The organism is Priestia sp. 40 (assembly GCF_049368575.1).
GTDB lineage: Bacteria > Bacillota > Bacilli > Bacillales > Bacillaceae_H > Priestia > Priestia zanthoxyli.
Window position 1 is genome coordinate 1839820 of record NZ_JBMPZA010000005.1, and the last position, 18802, is coordinate 1858621.

Genomic DNA, 18802 nt, shown 5'->3' on the forward strand with positions numbered 1-18802 from the left:
GGCAGCCACAGCGGCCGCCTTTTACTTTATTTATTTCTTTTGTACCCAGCCTAAGATCATTTCGCGAATAAGCTTGCTTGCTGTATTAGCTGTTTGTTCAGACGGATCATAAATTGGAGCTACTTCTACTAAATCTCCTCCGACAATGCGAAGATCTGATTTAGCAATTGCGTGAATAGAAGCTAAAAGCTCCTTTGATGTGATACCGCCTGCATCTACTGTTCCTGTACCAGGAGCGTGTGCTGGATCTAATACATCGATATCAATTGTTACATAAACAGGGCGACCTGCAAGTGTTGGTAGAATCTCTTTTAACGGCTCTAAAACTTCAAACTTTGAAATATGCATGCCGTTTTCTTTTGCCCATTGAAATTCTTCTTTCATTCCTGAACGAATACCAAATGAATAAACATTCTCCGGTCCGATTAGTTCAGCAACTTTACGAATTGGAGTGGAATGAGAAAGTGGTTCTCCTTCATACTCTTCACGAAGGTCTGTGTGAGCATCCATATGGATAATGGCTAAATCAGGATATTTTTTATACATAGCTTTCATAACAGGCCAAGAAACCAAATGCTCTCCGCCCATACCTAACGGGAACTTGTCTGCTGCTAAAAGCTGGTCGATATACTCTTCAATCATATTTAAGCTGCGCTGCGGATTTCCAAATGGAAGTGGAATATCTCCTGCATCAAAATATTTTACTTCCTCTAGCTCGCGATCTAAATACGGGCTGTATTCTTCTAATCCAATTGATACTTCACGAATACGAGTTGGGCCAAATCGTGAACCTGGACAATAGCTAACTGTCCAGTCCATTGGCATTCCGTAAAGAACCGCTTCACTTTCTTCAAAAACAGGGTGACTGCCGATAAATACATTACCTGAATAAGCTTCATCAAAACGCATATTTTGTTCCTCCTTCATTATTCATAGAAAAGATGCCAGCCTTAAGCCTCTGGCATCTCACTTGTATGTGATAACTTATTTAATAAGATCTTGCACAAATTTAGGTAAAGCAAATGCGGCTTTGTGCAATTCTTTTGTGTAATATTTTGTATCAATATCGAAGAAACGATCTTCACTTACTTCTAATGGATCATGTTTCTTTGAACCCATTGTAAATGTCCATAAACCGCTTGGGTACGTTGGAATATTTGCTACGTATAGACGTGTAATCGGGAAAATTTCTCTTACATCACGCTGAACATTTGAGATAAGTTCTGGCGTGAACCAAGGGTTGTCCGATTGAGCAACAAAGATACCATCTTCTTTAAGTGCTTTTGAGATACCTGCATAGAATCCTTTTGTAAATAAATTCACAGCTGGACCTACTGGCTCTGTTGAATCCACTAAAATGACATCGTATTCGTTCTCGCTTTTAGCGATGTGCATAAATCCGTCATCTACTTGTACATCAACACGAGGATCTTCTAGTTTACCCGCAATTGAAGGTAAGAATTTTTTTGAGTACTCAATAACTTTTCCATCGATATCAACTAACGTCGCTTTTTTTACGCTTGGGTGTTTTAAGATTTCACGGATTACGCCTCCGTCTCCTCCACCTACAACTAGTACGTTTTCTGGATTTGGATGCGTAAATAACGGTACATGTGCAACCATTTCATGATAAACGAACTCATCTTTTTCTGTTGTCATAACCATACCGTCAAGTAGGAGCATGTTACCAAACTCTTCTGTTTCAACCATGTCTAATTTTTGAAACTCCGTTTGCTCTGTATGTAAAGTGCGATTAATTTTAGCTGTAATACCAAAGTTCTTTGTTTGCTTTTCTGTGAACCATAATTCCATTTCAAAATCTTCCCTTCTATTTTGAGAATTAACCTATGCATAGATTACCCTAACATAATTTATACAAACATGAAAAAAGTATAGATGAATTCAGCAAAAAAGCAAGTAAAATTTTTAGCAATGGAGGTTTAAAACCTCCTTTTCTATTTCATACTGATGATAGATACAAGCTTTAGAATCTACTTGCACCGCTCTTTTAATAGAATTTTGTTGTGTTGAAAACAACATGTATGGTGCATAGTGACACATATTGGTGGTGAATAGAAATGGAAACGGTATTAACCGAACATTTAAAAAAGGCAAGACGCATCTTCCGAATTCTTCTCGTCCTTGGTATATTAGCGGGGGCTTTATTGTTGTTTGCCTACATAAGCATCTTTCTCTACGCCAAAATCGCTGGCCCCCCTCCGCTAAACGTTTCTCAAACAGCTGTTTTCTACTCAGCAAACGGTAAAGTTCTTGATGAAGTTCACAATGGACAAAAGCGCTACTGGGTTTCACTTAATCAAATTTCACCTTACGTAAAAGATGCGACTTTAGCCGTTGAAGATAAGCGCTTCTATGAGCATCACGGCTTTGATATGCATCGAATCGCCGGAGCAATTGTAGCTGATATAAAAGCTATGGGAAAAGTACAAGGTGCGAGTACTATTACTCAGCAGTATGCACGAAACTTGTTTTTAGAGCACGACAAAACGTGGACTCGAAAGCTTCAAGAAGCTCTGTATACGATTCGGTTAGAAATGAATTATAGCAAAGACCAAATTCTAGAAGGCTACATGAATACGATTTACTACGGCCATGGAGCTTATGGAATTGAAGCGGCAGCTAGGCTGTACTTTGATAAGCATGCCAAAAATTTGACGTTAAGTGAAGCGAGTATGTTAGCAGGTATTCCAAAAGGCCCTAGCTACTACTCTCCTCTTATTCATCAAGAAAATGCAAAAAAACGACAAAATATCATTTTATCTCTCATGAAAGAGGATGGAATTATTACAGCTAAGCAAGCAACAAAAGCGCTTGTAACACCTCTAGCATTCGCAAAGCCTGCCGAAAAAGACCCTAATAAAGAAGATGCTTCTTACTTTATGGATGCAGCGCTAGCAGAATTAAAGCAAGATTTAGGCATTGATGAAACCATGATTTATACAAATGGACTTCGCGTTTATACAACGCTGGATGAAAAGATGCAGCGAACGGCAGAAGAAAAAATGAAGGATGTAATCAGCAGCTCTTCAGACGTACAAAGTGCATTTGTTGCCATGAATCCTAAAAATGGACAAGTGAAAGCTCTTATTGGTGGAAGAGATTATGAAAAGAGCCCATTTAATCGCGCGACGCAAGCAATAAGACAGCCTGGCTCAACGATGAAGCCATTTTTATACTATGCGGCGTTAAAAGACGGTTTTACTGAATCTACCCCAATGAAAAGTGAAGAAACGACGTTCAAATTAGAAGATGGAGTTTCAACATACACACCTAGTAATTATCACAATTATTATGCAGACGCTCCTATTACAATGGCTCAAGCCATTGCGCTTTCAGACAATATTTATGCAGTAAAAACGCATTTGTTCATTGGGGAAAATCGCTTGATTGAAACAGCCAAAACACTTGGAATATCATCGCCTTTAAAGAAAGTTCCATCTTTAGCTCTTGGAACTTCGCCTGTCAAAGTCATTGATATGGTTAATGCATACGGCATCTTTGCGAATGGTGGAAAAGAAATTCGTCCAACATTTATTAAACGAATTGAAACCCATGACGGAGAAGTTGTCTATCAAGCTCCTTCCGAACGGAAACAAGTCATTGATAAACGCTATGCTTTCCTTACTACGCATCTAATGACAGGCATGTTTAATCAAAAGCTAAATGGCTATACAACCGTCACTGGGAAGCCTATTTCTAAATATGTGTCTCGCCCTTATGCAGGAAAATCTGGCACAACCTCTACGGACAGCTGGATGATTGGCTACTCTCCTCAGCTCGTTTCAGGCGTTTGGGTTGGCTATGATCAAGGGAGAACGATGGACGATGTAGCTGAAAAAGGATACGCCAAAAAGATGTGGGCATTATTCATGGAAGATGCTTTAAAAGGGAAGAAAAAAGAAAAGTTTAAAGCACCAAACGGATTAATGAGCGTAAACATTAATCCTCAAAATGGAAAGTTAGCATCCAAATCATGCCCTGTTCAATATAAAGCTTATTATTTAACTGGAACACAGCCAAAAACATATTGTACTGATCACATCGATCATGCAGCAAAAACGAAGAAAAAAGAGCGTGAAACAGAAGATAAAAAGTTTCACTGGTTCCCAAAATGGTTTGATTAAAAAAGCTTAAGGCCAAGGCCTTAAGCTTTTTTTTAGCATTACGATGTTTGAAGCGCTTCTTTTAAGTCATCATTAGATAACATCCAGATTTCTTCATTATGAGACTTCAAAAACTCACGAAGCAAAGCCTTAGACTTGTTATCCATTTCTTCTACCATAATGCGTCGTTTTAAGGATTTATCCATTTTGTTTACATGTTCAGGAAGTGACTTATAGCCGCGGCGAATTTCACGATCAACGGTCATTTCACATGCTGTCATACCTGCGTAGTAAGGTCCTTCTTGCTTGCGATCAATCGTTACCCACACAAGCCAATATAACTTGCCGTTTGGCACCTCGTCTTTATTCGGTAAAAACTTAATTCCTTTTTCCACTACACTTCTTGCATGCATCGCACCGATATCTACAAATACTTCTTCGTCGCTCGGACAAACAAAAACGGGTGAAATGTTTTCTAAACTTAACGCTCCAACTCCGTAACCGCCGTGGCCATCGGTTGAATCGTCTTTTATGATATTAAATCCTATACTTTTCTTTTTTGGCTGAGTCATAGTAAGCCTCCTCTATTCATTAAATCAGTGGTGCTAATATCTGCTGAAAGATATTCATAACAAACGTTGCTGCTCCGTTTAGAAGCGGCCAGATCACAATGCGATCCAGAGGTGTAATCACAAGAATCAAAAATACAAAAATACCCCAAGACTCATACTGCGTCATTTTGGCTCGCGTAGACGGCGGCACGAGGTCTTCAATCACGCGGTAGCCGTCTAAAGGCGGAAAAGGCAACAAGTTAAATACACCTAGCGTTAGGTTTATTTGAATAAATAATGTAAAAAAACGATAAAGCGCATCGTTGTCCACTGCGGCGTTATTCATCAAATAGTAAATAAGCAAGCCGATAAATGCCAACACCAAGTTGCTAAACGGTCCCGCTATCGATACTAGAATACCAGCTACACGAGGCTTTTTAAAGAAATAGCGATTGACAGGAACCGGCTTCGCCCACCCAAAACCTGCGATAATTAACAAAAGCGTTCCAAATGGATCTAAATGAGCCAGCGGAGAAAGCGTTAGCCTTCCTTGCTTTTTAGCCGTGTGGTCTCCAAATAAATAAGCTACATACGCATGTGCAAACTCATGCAGCGTAAATGCAACAATAAGTGTCATTACCACATAAGGAAGGTCTTGCAATGAAAAAGCTAAAAAATGTTCCACTCTTTATCTCCTTTATTTTAAAATAATTTCTACCTATCACATTTACTAGATGAATCTTTTTTTGCGGTAAGAAGGATACAAGGTTTCTTCAAATATGCCCTGAAAGTTCTCAAACACCAGATATGGGCTTCTTTTAGCCACTCCTAGTTTTTACATTAATATTATTATAAAAAGTATACTACAGATTGTGTCCTTCATCACTATCTCATACTGTCATTTTATTCAGAAAACGGGTACACTAATCATATAATGACTAAAAAGGAGTGTATACATCATGCCAGTTGTAACTGTTAAGATGCTTGAGGGTCGCACAGATGATCAAAAAAGAGCCCTTGTTGAAAAAGTAACGGATGCTGTTGTAGAAACGACAGGTGCTGCACCTGAGAAAGTATCTATTATCATTGAAGAAATGTCTAAAAATCATTACGCTGTAGCGGGCAAGCGCATGAGCGATCAATAACACCTACATATAAAAATGCCATAGGTTGACCTATGGCATTTTTTTAATGAACAGACAGCGTTGCCTGAAGTTTTTCAATGTATTTGTATGCTTCTACAATATCTTCTTCTGTATAGTTTTGCTTACGCTTTAGCGTAAACACTTTTTCTTTTACTTCTTCTTTCGGTAAATTATCGAAATATAAAATCGTAGAGACGAGCTCCAAAAATTTAGAGCTTTGTTCATTCATATCCTTCATACATTCCTGCAAGTGAGGAAGCTCTAAGTCATAGTGACTTAAAAATTCTTCCCCTGCTTCTGTTAATCCGTAGCGATACTGCATGTATCCGCCTTTTTTCTCTTTAATTTCACTTAAAAAGCCCAAGTTACACAGTTCTTCAATTCGAAGCGTTAATTCCTCAGAATAAGGCCCAAAAAAGTGAAAATTATACTTTTCATAAAAAGGAAACTTCAGTTTTTTTCCGATAAATATCATCTTTTGTAACTTTTTTCTGCCAACAACTTCTCCCGCCGCGGAAAATACTTTCACAATCTTTGCGTGATCGTTTAACACAGCCCCTTCAACTCCTATACTATTTAACTCTGATCTCCTTTTAGTAAGTTTATAATCTGATCTTTAACTTTTCGCTTAGACGACAATTGATCAATGAGATCTTGTGGAAAATATAATTTATGATCGGTTCTCTTTTTCCCTGAAATTGCTTCAACAATCTCCGACTGACGTGATAATTCACGCACTTCATTATTTGGCATCAACAGATGAATCGGCAAACGTTCTTCCTCTTCACCCGGTCGATAAAAATCGTATGGTAAGTCGCTTGAAGAATCGACGACTAAATAATAATCTGGATTAATGCCCGCTTTTTTAAATAATGTTGTAAGCTCCATCCACATTTTCATTTGTGAATTTGGATTAAACTCAATGTATTTAAAAAGCTGACGATTCATAAATCTTCGGCATAGATCAGATAAAATCTCATCCTCTTCTTCTTCCCATGCTTGAAAATAAAATAAAATAACGGATTCATCTAATTTCAAATACTCTTTTAGCGATATTTCTTCTTCAAAAATCGAATAAAAATGAGTTGGCTCCTGTTTGAACTCATAGTATTGATGATGGAGTTCTTTCGCACGATGTAAAATTTTTGTCAAGATAACTTCAGCACTTCTTGTAACGGGGTGGAAATACACTTGCCAATACATTTGATAGCGGCTCATAATATAATCTTCAACCGCATGCATACCGCTGTGTTTAATTACGGCTTGGTCTTCTCGTGGACGCATGACACGAAGGATTCTTTCCATATCAAAGTGACCGTAGCTCACTCCTGTGTAATAGGCATCACGCTGCAAATAATCCATGCGATCTGCATCAATTTGACTGGAAATTAAACTAACGACAAGCTTATTTTCATATGTTTTCGCGATTACTTCGGCCACTTTTTTAGGAAAATCCTTTCCTACTTTCGTCAACACTTGATTTACCTCCGTGTCACCTACAATAATGGCTTGTGTAAATTCTTCATGATCTAAGTGGAAAACCTTCTCAAATGAATGTGAAAACGGACCGTGACCTAAATCGTGCAGTAAAGCAGCACAAAGACAAAGAAGACGCTCATCTTCATTCCATTCAGGGCGTCCTTGAAAACCGTCATCAATAATACGGCGCACAATTTCATAAACACCTAAGGAATGACTAAAACGGCTGTGCTCAGCCCCATGAAACGTTAAGTATGTCGTTCCTAGCTGTCTAATACGACGCAGCCTTTGAAATTCGGCTGTCCCAATTAGCTCCCAAATAACACGATCTCTTACATGGATATAGCGGTGAACAGGATCTTTAAATACTTTTTCTTCACTGAGTTTTTCATTAGGATATGTCATTTACATACCTCTCTATCTTCACTTTGTTGTTGCTATAATTTTTCGACACTCACTTCCTATTTTCCTATTCAGAATAAAAAATCACCTTGCAAGCAACCAAGGTGATTTACCTAACAAACAAGACGATGCTGTTTGTAAGAAGCTCGTTCGACAAATAAGTAGCAGAAAAGTAGCTATTTATTGTTTCACTATCTATTTTTTTACTTTTTTCTCAATCTTCTCGATTAATTCATCCTCTGTTGGCGCTGCTACAGGACGGTTATTTACAAATGCAAATGACTTTTTACGTCCGGGTCCACAGTAAGACTGGCAACCGATTTGTACTTCAGCTTGTTCATCTATTTTTTTAAGTCGAGGTAACAACGTTTTGACGTTTGTTGCCTGACAATCATCACAAATTCTAAATTCATTTGCCATGTTGACACAATCCTTTCAAAATTGGTTCATCATTTTGTCTAAGGGGTATTTTACCCCTATTTGAAGTCCGATGCAAGTTAAAGAAGGAAGCAAAATCTATCATACTCCTAGAAGAAATGGTATAAAGTATGGATTTTTTGTACATGATGATACTACAAAACATGATTACTATGAGTCATGGAAAATAGAGGAGTGAACAAAGTGAAAGATAGACAAGATGCTTGGACAGAAGAAAACGACTTATTATTAGCTGAAACAGTATTGCGCCATGTCCGCGAAGGAAGTACGCAGCTGAATGCGTTTGAAGAAGTTGGAGATGAATTAAATCGAACTTCAGCAGCATGTGGATTCAGATGGAATGCTGTGGTACGCCACCAGTATGAAAAAGCACTGCAGCTAGCTAAAAAACAGCGAAAACAGCGTATGCGTGCACTTGGACAAGAGCAAGGCAAAAAGAAATTATTATATACGCCACCAGCATCTGTAGAGCATGTGGAACAAATGATGTCTGCACCTACAGCAACATATAGCTTACCTGAAACACACGTAGAAAGAAGCAGCAGTGAGGAGCTTTCAATGGCTGATGTTATTCGCTTCTTGCAAACAATGCCAAATCAAGCGAGCAATTTACAAGCATTGCAAAGCGAAAACAAACGCTTGATGCAAGAAAATGCAGAGTTAGCTAAGAAAAACACAGAGTTGGAAAAACAAATCAAACATCTCGAGGCAAATGCCACTACTATTCAAGAAGACTATGAAACATTAATGCAAATCATGAACCGTGCGCGAAAGTTAGCTCTATTCGATGAAGAAGAACGTTCTTCTACTACATTTAAAATGGATCGTAACGGGAATCTTGAGAAAATGGCTGAATAAGCTACGTGAACGAAGAAAGAGGGATGTCAAACTTGGCTCTTCTTTCTTCTTTTTCTATTTTACAGCCAATGACGCGACGCCTTTATGCTATAATATGTTCGTTTACTGTTTATAAAGGGGTTTGAGATATGCAGCAGAATAGTTTGAAGCTTTTAGCACAGCCCGCTTGGCGTATTATTGATCAATCCAGTCTAGGTCCTCATTTTGATGCCCGTCATTCTTTTGCCATCGATGACACGCTTTGTACAACCGTTGGAAGAGGTGAATCTCCAGCTGTCATGCGCTCATGGGTGCATCACGATACGATTGTGTTAGGCATCCAAGATACAAAGCTCCCTCATTTAGCTGAAGGTGCAGCTTATTTACATGAACAAGGATATAAAACAATCGTCCGCAATTCAGGCGGCCTCGCTGTCGTACTTGATCAGGATGTTCTAAACATTTCTTTAATTTTTCCTGATGCAGAAAAAGGAATTGATATTGATCGTGGGTATGAAGCCATGTTTGATTTGATTAAGGTCATGTTTGCATCTTACGGGACAGCAATTGAAGCGAAGGAAATCGTAGGCTCTTATTGTCCCGGCAGCTTCGATTTAAGCATTCGCAATCAAAAGTTTGCAGGCATTTCACAGCGACGCGTTCGCGGCGGAGTGGCCGTACAAATTTACTTATGCGTTAACGGAAGCGGCTCTAAACGCGCTTCTCTCATTCAAGAGTTTTACAAAAAAGGTCTCCAAAACACAGAAACTAAATTTTCATACCCAGATATCGAGCCTCATACAATGGCTTCTCTATCTGAACTATTACAGGTTGATTTAACCGTTTCTGATGTCATGCTGCTTTTATTGCAAACACTGAATAGCATGAGCTCTTCTCTTGTAAATATGCCTTTAAATGCTACCGAACAAATGCTGTTTGAGACGCAGCTGCAGCGCATGTATGACCGCAATGAAAAAGCATTAGGTTCATTAGCCGAATAAAAAAAACTCCGCCCTAGGACGGAGTTTTTTATTATAGTGCTTGAGCTGCTGTGATTAAAGCAAGCTTGTACACATCTTCTTCGTTACAACCGCGAGATAGATCGTTTACCGGTTTGTTTAGACCTTGTAAGATTGGACCTACTGCTTCGAAGTTTCCTAGGCGCTGTGCAATTTTGTAACCAATGTTACCTGCTTCAAGGCTTGGGAATACAAATACATTTGCATCTCCTTTAATCACTGAACCCGGTGCTTTCTTTTCAGCTACAGAAGGAACAAATGCTGCGTCGAATTGGAATTCGCCGTCTAACGTTACGCTTGGTGCTAATTCTTTTGCAATTTCTACTGCGTTTGCTACCTTTTCTGTTTCGGGAGATTTTGCTGATCCTTTTGTTGAGAAGCTTAGCATAGCAACACGAGGATCGATGTCGAACATTTCAGCTGTACGAGCACTTTCGATAGCAATTTCAGCTAAATCTTGGCTGTCAGGTGAGATATTGATTGCACAGTCAGCAAATACGTATTTTTGATCGCCACGAACCATAATAAATACGCCAGATGTTTTCTTAACACCTTGTCTTGTTTTGATAATTTGTAGAGCAGGTCGCACTGTGTCTGCTGTAGAATGAGCAGCTCCGCTTACAAGACCGTCAGCTTTATTCATATGAACAAGCATTGTGCCAAAATAGTTTTCATCTAATAAAATTTTGCGAGCATCTTCTTCTGTTGCCTTACCTTTACGACGCTCAACAAACGCTGCTACCATTTCATCAAATTCAGAGTAGCTTTGAGGATCTAGAACCTCAACACCGTCTAATTTTACGTTTAGTTCTGCTGCTTTTGATGCTACAGCGTCTTTGTTTCCAACAACGATAGGCTTTAAGATATTGTCGGCAGCTAAGCGAGAAACAGCGCCTAATACGCGCTCATCTAATCCCTCTGGGAATACGATTGATACATCGCTAGCTGATACTTTTTGTTTTAAACCTGTAAATAAATCACTCAAAGTAAATCCTCCTCGATATGTAAAAAACTTTTCTCATAATAGGATACTCCACTTTTTTTAAAAATCAAAGGCATGTCCTTCAAGAATCCATGATTACGAAAAAGTCTTTTAATTCTTAATTTTCCACTAACATCTAAAATGAAACCTGTTTTTACTTTGCGACAATTGTTTAAAGTTTAGTCACAAAATCACAGGTTTTTCATTCCAGTTCTTCGGACAAACTATGATATAGTAGAATTGGAATTTATCATAATCGGACAATAGGAGTGAAACGAAATGGCAGAAGCAGCACAAACATTAGACGGTTGGTATGCACTTCATGATTTCCGTTCAATCGATTGGGGCGCTTGGAAGCAGTTATCAAGCGACGATCGCCAAGCGGCCATCCATGAATTTTTAGGGTTGATTGAGAAATGGAAAGGAACTGAAGCTGAGAAGCAAGGCAGTCATGCTTTATATACCATTGTCGGCCAAAAAGCAGATTTTATGCTAATGCTTGTTCGTCCTACTATGGAAGAACTAAATGAAATTGAAACAGAATTTAATAAAACAAAGCTTGCTGAGTTTACCATTCCTACTTATTCATATGTATCAGTAGTTGAATTAAGCAACTACTTACCTGCTGGGGAGGATCCTTATGAAAATCCTCAAATCCAAGCTAGACTACATCCAACTTTACCAAAAGCTAGTCACGTTTGCTTTTATCCAATGGATAAACGTCGTCAAGGAAATGACAATTGGTACATGCTTCCCATGGAAGAGCGACGCAGCTTAATGCGCAGTCATGGAATGATTGGACGTCAATACGCTGGAAAAGTAAAGCAAATCATTACGGGTTCTGTTGGGTTTGATGATTACGAATGGGGCGTTACTCTTTTTGCAGATGACGTTCTTCAATTTAAAAAATTAGTATACGAAATGCGTTTTGACGAAGTAAGTGCTCGCTACGGGGAATTTGGCAGCTTCTTTGTCGGAAATTTATTAAAAGAAGAAGCTGTTGCACGCTTTTTACACGTTTAAACTAAGCTGCAAAAGCGTTCATCGCTTTTATAACGCCTTGAGCAATGAATATCAATGAGCTTTATCTAAAAAACCTGTTTCCAAGTGGAAACAGGTTTTTTATTTTCTAGCCATGGCATATTCGTATTTACAGGACCATATATATACAACAGTGTCACAAGTAAGCGAGGTGGGATAATGGCAGTCGTTGCACACAACGAAGAAGATGTTAAGCTCCTAGCCAGACTCATTCGAGCTGAAGCTGAAAGTGAAGGAAAACAAGGGATGTTACTGGTAGGAAATGTAGGCGTGAACCGCGCTAAAGCTCCCTGTTTGGATTTTAGAAATATAAGAACCATTCGTCAGATGGTGTTTCAAAACCCAGGCGGATTTGAAGCAACTCAAAAAGGCTACTTTTATCAGCGTGCCCGCCAGTCTGAAATTACACTTGCACGACGTGTATTAAGAGGGGAACGTTTTAACCCCGCAGAAAACTCACTGTGGTTTTTCAAGCCAAGCGGCGACTGTCCTGCTCAATGGTATAACCAAAATAACACAGGACGATTTAAATCTCACTGTTTCTTTGCACCAACTCAAGCTGATTGTCCAGGAGTTTACTAATTTCTTTTTGTTTGAAGGAGGTTCCTATGAAAAAACCAAAGTCTAATCAACCGCAACAGCAATATATGCAAAACCCTTATATGAGTCCAAACTACCCTTATTATATGCCTCAGCCGCAGCAGCCCCAGCCAGGCGGCCAGCAGCAAGTTCAAGGGCAAAGCCAAGGAGGGCCACCCCCTACCTCTTCTGGAGGCAGCGGTGCCCCACAAGATCCAAATCAACTGCCTATTGAAGAATCATATATTGAAAATATTTTACGTTTAAATCGAGGAAAAATAGCGACTGTATACATGACATTTGAAAATAATACGCAGTGGAACGCGAAGGTCTTTAGAGGTATTATTGAAGCGGCCGGACGCGATCATATCATTTTAAGCGATCCACAGACTGGAACTCGTTATGTACTGCTTATGGTTTATCTTGATTACATTACCTTCGATGAAGAAATTAAATACAATTATCCATTTGGCGGTGGAGGCCAGCAGTTGAGCAATTATTCTCCGCGTTAAAAAAAACCCCTTTTCAGGGGTTTTTTTATAGCCATTTTACAGCTGCAACAACAATTAAAATCCAGGCTACAATAAAAGCAACTCCACCTAGGGGAGTAATCGCGCCAAGAACTTTAATACCGGACGTACTTAATACGTAGAGACTGCCTGAAAACAGCACAATCCCTGCAAACATAATCCAACCCGAAGCTGTTAACAAAGAAGACTGAGGAAATTTGCTTAATAAAAACGCAATCACAAACAGCCCCATTGCATGGAACATTTGGTACTGCACTCCCGTTTTCCATACCTCTAAATACTTCTCTGAGATTTTCCCTTCTAACCCGTGTGCTCCAAAGGCACCAAGAGCAACCGCTAACATCGCATTGATTGCACCGATTATTAAAAATAGTTTCATGTTTTTCTCCTCACTTTAGAAATCAAACAAACTATCGCCGTTTGCATCATCTGATTTCAATTTCGTTCCTTCAAAATTAGGTTTGGATGACTGAATAATCTGTTGCTGCATAATCTCAGGCGATTGCATAATTTCCGGTGAAGACATTACAACAGGTTTTGAAACCGAGACAGGTTTCGATACTGAAACCTCTTCATTTTGATCTAATGCAAGCTCACACAGTGCTTTTATGGCAACCAATTGATCTCGAACGTTCCCACTATTCGAATGGTGCTTCGCTTTTTGTACTTCTGCACTAATTTTATCAAGGAGCTGCGCCATTTTTATATCCATGTAGACACCTCATCTTACATTCAATATGACTTTATACAGCTATTTTATCAAAAGATGAAATAGGAGGCTATGTCTGAAGCTAATCTTCATGAAATGCTCACTTTTACACATCGTCAATTTGCCAATCAATGGATTGACGTCCGTGTTTAACTAAAAAGTCATTTGCTCGTTGAAAGTGGTTGTTGCCAAAAAAGCCTCGATTAGCTGAAAATGGGCTAGGGTGTGGACTTTCCAAAATTAAATGGTGCGAATGATGGATGAGCTCTTTTTTAGCTTGTGCATGTTTGCCCCACAGCAAAAACACGACTGGCTCCTCTTTTTGTGCCACTAATTCAATAATGCGGTCCGTCAGCTGTTCCCACCCTTTTCCTTTGTGAGAGTTCGCTTCTCCTCTTCTAACTGTTAAAACAGTGTTAAGCAAAAGAACACCTTGTTCTGCCCATTTGACTAAATAACCGTTATTCGGAATATGATAATCCATTTCATTTTTCAGCTCTTTGTAAATATTCACTAAAGAAGGCGGTGTTTTTACTCCTGGTTGAACAGAGAAGCTCAGTCCATGCGCTTGATTTGGTCCATGATAAGGATCTTGTCCCAATATGACCACTTTTACATTTTTATAATCCGTATAGTGTAAAGCGTTAAAAATATCATATTTATCAGGGTAAATGGTGCGGTGATTATATTCATCCACTAAAAATTCTCGAAGCTGTATGTAATAGTCTTTTTGAAATTCTTCTTCTAATAAAGGAGCCCAGTCATTTTTTAAAATACTCATTGCTTATCACCTCATAATAATCTTTTTTGTTATTTTATCGCAAACGCTGCCCCCTGCTCAAACGTTGCCTGTTTTAAATATGCTGACAGCCTGGGCATATTTTAATATTGTCATGTTCGATGAAACTTTGTATACACTTATAAAGAGTGTATTTTTATATTAAAGGAGGGATTCCATATGATCATCAGCAATCCCCACCAAATAGACGTAACCTACAGCCTGGGTGTTACACCCGTTGAACCGATGATACCAAGAAAATACACCGTTTTCCCAGGTCAACACACTTCTGTTCCTTCCATCCAAATCGGCATTGAATTTGCCTACGATCATATGCAAAAAGAGCGGAACGAATATTTAGCATCCTTCGTCTTTGATAAAGGTTTTTATTCCCTTACTGTGTATTATTACATCGGTGCGCATACATCAACAGATGAAACCATTACACGCTACCTTCACTTTTTAGAACAGCTCCCTGTTATTCTATCGTCTATCTATCACGCTGATGCTTCCTTTTTCGAAAAACATCCACTTTTAATGCACTGTCCTATTTTTATCATCGCCGATAGCCCTGACTTGCCATTTTCAACAAAAAAATCTATCGGTTCCCTGTATCAATATAAATAAATGAGAAAAGCTACTGTTAAAATAACGGTAGCTTTTTCTCCGTATTCGAAACAAAATACTTTTAAACTTGTTAAAAACATGGAATAATAACTACAAATTGTTTTAATCTATTTGCGTTAACCCTTTAAAATCGTTACAATTTATTAGTAGTTCTATACATAAAGGAAAAGGTAAACAAGCAATCATTCGTTTGTTTATAAAGGCCGAGTTTAACGGGCAATGAATCCCCAGATTTCATTTAAGTGTTGTCTGTTAAAGCGGAAAAAAATTGAACGTAACTACGACAAAGTGAGGTCCTAGAAGTAATGACAAATGTACAACCAAAATCCATTATCGTAATTTTTGGCGCTACAGGTGATTTAGCAAAACGTAAGTTATTCCCCTCTATTTTCCGCTTATATAAAGCGAACAAACTATCGGAAGATTTCGCTGTTGTTGGTGTCGCAAGAAGACCTTGGACTAATGACGAATTACGCGAAAATGTAAAAAAATCAGTGAGCAGTTTCAAAAACAGTGACGCTGACATTGAAAAGTTTGCTTCACATTTTTATTACCAACCGTTTGACGTAACAGATGTCGCTTCTTATCAAGAATTAAAAAGCCTAACAGAAAGCCTTGATGAGCAATACAACGTACCTGGAAATCGTATTTTCTATCTAGCAATGGCACCTGAATTTTTCGGAACAATTGCTTCGAATTTAAAAAATGAAGGTTTAACACAAACAGAAGGTTGGAGTCGCCTAGTCATTGAAAAGCCATTTGGCCATGATTATCCTTCTGCTAAAGAACTAAATGAACAAATTCGCCATGCATTTAAGGAAGATCAAATTTATCGTATCGACCACTATCTCGGTAAAGAAATGGTGCAAAATATCGAAGTTATCCGTTTTGCAAATGCTCTATTTGAACCGATGTGGAACAACCAATACATTTCAAACATCCAAATTACGTCTAGCGAGACGCTTGGTGTAGAAGACCGTGGCCGTTACTATGAATCTTCAGGTGCCCTTCGAGATATGGTACAAAACCATATGCTTCAAATGGTGGCCCTGCTTGCAATGGAACCGCCAATTAAATTAACACCGGAAGAAATTCGTAGTGAAAAAGTAAAAGTACTGCGTGCTCTTCGCTCCTTATCAGTAGATGAAGTAGATGATTATTTTGTACGAGGCCAATACGGCAAAGGTATACTTGAAGGAGAAGAAGTGATCGGCTATCGCGAAGGAAACTCGGTTGATCCTGAGTCTAATACCGCTACATTTGTATCTGGTAAGCTTATGATTGATAACTTCAGATGGGCTGGCGTACCAATTTATATCCGTACAGGCAAACGCATGAAAGAAAAAGCAACGACAATTGTTGTACAGTTCAAAGACTTACCAATGAACCTGTACTTCAATAAAGATAAAGAAATTCATCCAAACTTGCTTGTCATTCATATCCAACCGGAAGAAGGCATTACGCTTCACTTAAACGCGCGTAAAACGCCGGGTGCAACATCGTCCACACCAATTAACTTGAACTATTGCAATAACTGTGGAGATAAAATGAATACACCGGAAGCTTATGAGCGCCTTATTTATGATTGCATGCTTGGAGATGCAACGAACTTCACTCACTGGGATGAAGTAGCCCTTTCTTGGAAGTTTGTTGATACCATTTCAGAAGCATGGGAAAGCACAAAAGCACAAAACTTCCCGAACTACGAATCAGGTTCAATGGGACCAAAAGAATCAGACGCATTGCTTGCTGAAGACGGTTTCCACTGGTGGCCAGTCGGAGAAGACAACTTCTCACCTAAAGAGTAAATAAAAAAAGCAGCTGTAGTATACAGCTGCTTTTCTTGTTTTTTATTTCAACCACTCAGTATGGAATACGCCCTCTTTATCAACACGTTGATATGTGTGAGCTCCGAAGTAGTCACGCTGCGCTTGTAAAAGGTTCGCTGGTAACGTTTCTGTACGGTAGCTGTCATAGTAAGCTAATGCACTTGAGAAACTTGGTACAGGAATACCTTGTTTAACCGCAATCGAAATAACTTCACGAAGAGCTGACTGATAGCCTTCTACGATATCCTTGAAGTATGGGTCTAATAATAAGTTTGTTAGATCTGCATCGCGATCGTAAGCTTCTTTAATTTTTTGTAAGAATTGTGCACGGATGATACAACCACCACGGAAGATCATTGCAATATCACCGTACTGTAAATTCCAGTCATATTCTTCAGAAGCTGCTTTCATTTGAGCAAACCCTTGCGCATATGAACAAATTTTACTCATGTACAATGCTTTACGGATTGCTTCTACTAATTCGGTTTTATCGCCTTCAAATGCAGCTGCATTTGGACCGCTTAATACTTTGCTTGCTTTTACACGTTCTTCTTTCATAGCTGAAATAAAGCGCGCAAATACAGATTCAGTAATGATTGGTAGTGGTACACCTAAGTCAAGCGCGCTTTGGCTTGTCCATTTACCTGTACCCTTTTGACCTGCAGTGTCTAAAATAACGTCTACAAGTGCTTTACCTGTTTCTTCATCTTTTTTCGTAAAGATATCCGCTGTAATTTCAATTAAGTAGCTATCTAGCTCGCCTTTATTCCATTCAGCAAATACTTCATGTAGTTCATCTGTTTCTAAACCTAATACGTTTTTCATAATGAAGTATGCTTCACAAATTAACTGCATATCCCCATACTCGATGCCGTTATGAACCATTTTTACGTAGTGACCTGCACCATTTGGTCCAATGTATGTGCAGCAATCATCGCCTTCAACTTTCGCTGAAATAGCTGTTAAGATTGGTTTTACAAGTTCATATGCTTCTTTTTGTCCGCCAGGCATGATTGAAGGTCCTTTTAATGCGCCTTCTTCTCCGCCGGATACGCCTGTACCGATGAAATGGATACCTAATTCTTCTAGCTCTTTGTTACGACGAATTGTATCCTGGAAGAATGTATTTCCGCCATCGATTAAAATGTCGCCTTTTTCTAAGTATGGTTTTAACGAATCAATTGTTGCATCTGTAGCAGCACCAGCTTTAACCATTAATAAAATTTTACGCGGTTTTTCAAGAGAATTAATAAACTCTTCCACACTGTATGTACCTGCAAAATTTTTACCTTCTGCTTCTGTTTTTAGGAACTCTTCTGTCTTTTCAGGAGAGCGGTTATAAACTGAAACAGAATAGCCTCTGCTCTCAATGTTTAGCGCCAAGTTTTTCCCCATAACCGCTAAACCGATAACACCGATTTGTTGTTTTGCCATGTTAAATTCTTCCCTTCATGTGTAATATGAATTGGTCAACCTAATCGTAACTGAACATATCATAAAGAAAGTTACAGATTCAAGTTTGATATAACCATAATCATACGTTTTATTATACACATTTGAAAAGAATCATGCTCACCGAACATTGATTATTTTGAAGAAAATTTCGATAAAATAAGTGAAATGAACGCAGTTACTAATCATCCGTACATTCTTAACTACTTTTAGACGCATTTTAACATTTTCTTAAACAATTACTTTTGTTAAAATATTAAGCAGTTAATCATTTCAATGA

Annotated in this window: 21 protein-coding genes; 9 read left to right on the forward strand and 12 right to left on the reverse strand. The window is 38.7% G+C overall.

Annotation, left to right across the window (positions count from 1 at the left end):
* Window positions 1–30 precede the first annotated feature (30 nt).
* Window positions 31–909 (reverse strand): agmatinase, encoded by an 879-nt coding sequence (speB, locus tag ACO1DI_RS10655; RefSeq protein WP_423145225.1) that lies wholly within the window; start codon window positions 907–909, stop codon window positions 31–33.
* A 75-nt stretch (window positions 910–984) separates the two neighbouring features.
* Window positions 985–1812: a spermidine synthase gene (gene speE / locus ACO1DI_RS10660; protein ID WP_013059843.1), complete on the reverse strand. Its 828-nt coding sequence runs from the start codon at window positions 1810–1812 to the stop codon at window positions 985–987.
* 266 nt (window positions 1813–2078) lie between these two features.
* Between speE and ACO1DI_RS10665 the strand changes: the two genes are divergently transcribed.
* Window positions 2079–4145: a transglycosylase domain-containing protein gene (locus ACO1DI_RS10665; RefSeq protein WP_099000247.1), complete on the forward strand. Its 2067-nt coding sequence runs from the start codon at window positions 2079–2081 to the stop codon at window positions 4143–4145.
* Between the two features lie 38 nt (window positions 4146–4183).
* Here ACO1DI_RS10665 and ACO1DI_RS10670 read toward each other — a convergent pair whose 3' ends face one another.
* Window positions 4184–4696 carry a YwhD family protein gene (locus ACO1DI_RS10670; protein ID WP_014457734.1) on the reverse strand — a complete coding sequence of 171 codons (513 nt, stop codon included), beginning with the start codon at window positions 4694–4696 and terminating at the stop codon, window positions 4184–4186.
* Window positions 4697–4715: 19 nt separating this feature from the next.
* Window positions 4716–5360: a site-2 protease family protein gene (locus ACO1DI_RS10675; protein WP_042991805.1), complete on the reverse strand. Its 645-nt coding sequence runs from the start codon at window positions 5358–5360 to the stop codon at window positions 4716–4718.
* Window positions 5361–5634: 274 nt separating this feature from the next.
* On the opposite strand from ACO1DI_RS10675, the gene ACO1DI_RS10680 reads away from it, so the two are divergent.
* Entirely contained in the window at window positions 5635–5820 is a 186-nt protein-coding gene (locus ACO1DI_RS10680; protein WP_013059847.1) for a 2-hydroxymuconate tautomerase, read from the forward strand.
* A 43-nt stretch (window positions 5821–5863) separates the two neighbouring features.
* Here the strand turns inward: ACO1DI_RS10680 and ACO1DI_RS10685 are convergent, their stop codons facing one another.
* The 3 genes from ACO1DI_RS10685 to ACO1DI_RS10695 form a co-directional block, all read right to left on the reverse strand.
* Window positions 5864–6373 carry a YwgA family protein gene (locus ACO1DI_RS10685; protein WP_042991804.1) on the reverse strand — a complete coding sequence of 170 codons (510 nt, stop codon included), beginning with the start codon at window positions 6371–6373 and terminating at the stop codon, window positions 5864–5866.
* Between the two features lie 23 nt (window positions 6374–6396).
* Window positions 6397–7704 (reverse strand): HD domain-containing protein, encoded by a 1308-nt coding sequence (locus ACO1DI_RS10690; protein WP_099000249.1) that lies wholly within the window; start codon window positions 7702–7704, stop codon window positions 6397–6399.
* Between the two features lie 192 nt (window positions 7705–7896).
* Window positions 7897–8121 (reverse strand): DUF1450 domain-containing protein, encoded by a 225-nt coding sequence (locus ACO1DI_RS10695; protein WP_013059850.1) that lies wholly within the window; start codon window positions 8119–8121, stop codon window positions 7897–7899.
* A 201-nt stretch (window positions 8122–8322) separates the two neighbouring features.
* On the opposite strand from ACO1DI_RS10695, the gene ACO1DI_RS10700 reads away from it, so the two are divergent.
* Both ACO1DI_RS10700 and ACO1DI_RS10705 read left to right on the forward strand, forming a co-directional pair.
* Window positions 8323–8997 (forward strand): RsfA family transcriptional regulator, encoded by a 675-nt coding sequence (locus tag ACO1DI_RS10700; RefSeq protein WP_033580385.1) that lies wholly within the window; start codon window positions 8323–8325, stop codon window positions 8995–8997.
* Window positions 8998–9125: 128 nt separating this feature from the next.
* Entirely contained in the window at window positions 9126–9977 is an 852-nt protein-coding gene (locus ACO1DI_RS10705; protein ID WP_371906262.1) for a lipoate--protein ligase family protein, read from the forward strand.
* Between the two features lie 31 nt (window positions 9978–10008).
* Here the strand turns inward: ACO1DI_RS10705 and pta are convergent, their stop codons facing one another.
* A complete protein-coding gene (pta, locus tag ACO1DI_RS10710; protein WP_013059853.1) occupies window positions 10009–10980 on the reverse strand; it encodes a phosphate acetyltransferase in 972 nt (323 codons plus the stop codon).
* 276 nt (window positions 10981–11256) lie between these two features.
* Between pta and hemQ the strand changes: the two genes are divergently transcribed.
* From hemQ to gerQ, 3 genes are all read left to right on the forward strand, one after another.
* Entirely contained in the window at window positions 11257–12000 is a 744-nt protein-coding gene (hemQ, locus tag ACO1DI_RS10715) for a hydrogen peroxide-dependent heme synthase (protein WP_423145226.1), read from the forward strand.
* Window positions 12001–12177: 177 nt separating this feature from the next.
* Window positions 12178–12600: a cell wall hydrolase gene (locus tag ACO1DI_RS10720; protein WP_016765947.1), complete on the forward strand. Its 423-nt coding sequence runs from the start codon at window positions 12178–12180 to the stop codon at window positions 12598–12600.
* Between the two features lie 26 nt (window positions 12601–12626).
* Complete coding sequence (gene gerQ / locus ACO1DI_RS10725; protein ID WP_014457725.1) at window positions 12627–13109, forward strand: spore coat protein GerQ; 483 nt, start codon at window positions 12627–12629, stop codon at window positions 13107–13109.
* Between the two features lie 25 nt (window positions 13110–13134).
* Here the strand turns inward: gerQ and ACO1DI_RS10730 are convergent, their stop codons facing one another.
* The 3 genes from ACO1DI_RS10730 to ACO1DI_RS10740 all read right to left on the reverse strand — a co-directional run bounded on the left by ACO1DI_RS10730 (window position 13135) and on the right by ACO1DI_RS10740 (window position 14617).
* Window positions 13135–13506: a DUF423 domain-containing protein gene (locus ACO1DI_RS10730; protein WP_013059856.1), complete on the reverse strand. Its 372-nt coding sequence runs from the start codon at window positions 13504–13506 to the stop codon at window positions 13135–13137.
* Between the two features lie 15 nt (window positions 13507–13521).
* Window positions 13522–13827, reverse strand: coding sequence for a YwdI family protein (locus ACO1DI_RS10735; protein WP_258523630.1), 306 nt, complete (start codon window positions 13825–13827; stop codon window positions 13522–13524).
* Window positions 13828–13942: 115 nt separating this feature from the next.
* The gene (locus ACO1DI_RS10740; protein ID WP_209368070.1) at window positions 13943–14617 is read right to left on the reverse strand and encodes a uracil-DNA glycosylase; all 675 of its coding nucleotides are present in this window, start codon (window positions 14615–14617) and stop codon (window positions 13943–13945) included.
* Window positions 14618–14794: 177 nt separating this feature from the next.
* Between ACO1DI_RS10740 and ACO1DI_RS10745 the strand changes: the two genes are divergently transcribed.
* Entirely contained in the window at window positions 14795–15241 is a 447-nt protein-coding gene (locus ACO1DI_RS10745) for a staygreen family protein (protein ID WP_025752460.1), read from the forward strand.
* 305 nt (window positions 15242–15546) lie between these two features.
* Complete coding sequence (zwf, locus tag ACO1DI_RS10750) at window positions 15547–17049, forward strand: glucose-6-phosphate dehydrogenase (RefSeq protein WP_423145227.1); 1503 nt, start codon at window positions 15547–15549, stop codon at window positions 17047–17049.
* Window positions 17050–17091: 42 nt separating this feature from the next.
* Here zwf and gndA read toward each other — a convergent pair whose 3' ends face one another.
* Window positions 17092–18504: an NADP-dependent phosphogluconate dehydrogenase gene (gndA, locus tag ACO1DI_RS10755; RefSeq protein WP_013059861.1), complete on the reverse strand. Its 1413-nt coding sequence runs from the start codon at window positions 18502–18504 to the stop codon at window positions 17092–17094.
* Between the last annotated feature and the right edge of the window lie 298 nt (window positions 18505–18802).

Excerpts from the sequence above, each read along its gene's own strand:
- ACO1DI_RS10730 (WP_013059856.1), bottom strand. The coding sequence starts at position 13,506 with ATGAAACTATTTTTAATAATCGGTGCAATCAATGCGATGTTAGCGGTT.
- ACO1DI_RS10720 (WP_016765947.1), top strand. The coding sequence starts at position 12,178 with ATGGCAGTCGTTGCACACAACGAAGAAGATGTTAAGCTCCTAGCCAGA.
- gndA (WP_013059861.1), bottom strand. The coding sequence starts at position 18,504 with ATGGCAAAACAACAAATCGGTGTTATCGGTTTAGCGGTTATGGGGAAA.
- speE (WP_013059843.1), bottom strand. The coding sequence starts at position 1,812 with ATGGAATTATGGTTCACAGAAAAGCAAACAAAGAACTTTGGTATTACA.
- ACO1DI_RS10690 (WP_099000249.1), bottom strand. The coding sequence starts at position 7,704 with ATGACATATCCTAATGAAAAACTCAGTGAAGAAAAAGTATTTAAAGAT.
- ACO1DI_RS10740 (WP_209368070.1), bottom strand. The coding sequence starts at position 14,617 with ATGAGTATTTTAAAAAATGACTGGGCTCCTTTATTAGAAGAAGAATTT.
- ACO1DI_RS10745 (WP_025752460.1), top strand. The coding sequence starts at position 14,795 with ATGATCATCAGCAATCCCCACCAAATAGACGTAACCTACAGCCTGGGT.
- zwf (WP_423145227.1), top strand. The coding sequence starts at position 15,547 with ATGACAAATGTACAACCAAAATCCATTATCGTAATTTTTGGCGCTACA.
- ACO1DI_RS10735 (WP_258523630.1), bottom strand. The coding sequence starts at position 13,827 with ATGGCGCAGCTCCTTGATAAAATTAGTGCAGAAGTACAAAAAGCGAAG.
- ACO1DI_RS10665 (WP_099000247.1), top strand. The coding sequence starts at position 2,079 with ATGGAAACGGTATTAACCGAACATTTAAAAAAGGCAAGACGCATCTTC.
- ACO1DI_RS10705 (WP_371906262.1), top strand. The coding sequence starts at position 9,126 with ATGCAGCAGAATAGTTTGAAGCTTTTAGCACAGCCCGCTTGGCGTATT.
- speB (WP_423145225.1), bottom strand. The coding sequence starts at position 909 with ATGCGTTTTGATGAAGCTTATTCAGGTAATGTATTTATCGGCAGTCAC.
- hemQ (WP_423145226.1), top strand. The coding sequence starts at position 11,257 with ATGGCAGAAGCAGCACAAACATTAGACGGTTGGTATGCACTTCATGAT.
- ACO1DI_RS10695 (WP_013059850.1), bottom strand. The coding sequence starts at position 8,121 with ATGGCAAATGAATTTAGAATTTGTGATGATTGTCAGGCAACAAACGTC.
- ACO1DI_RS10680 (WP_013059847.1), top strand. The coding sequence starts at position 5,635 with ATGCCAGTTGTAACTGTTAAGATGCTTGAGGGTCGCACAGATGATCAA.
- gerQ (WP_014457725.1), top strand. The coding sequence starts at position 12,627 with ATGAAAAAACCAAAGTCTAATCAACCGCAACAGCAATATATGCAAAAC.
- ACO1DI_RS10670 (WP_014457734.1), bottom strand. The coding sequence starts at position 4,696 with ATGACTCAGCCAAAAAAGAAAAGTATAGGATTTAATATCATAAAAGAC.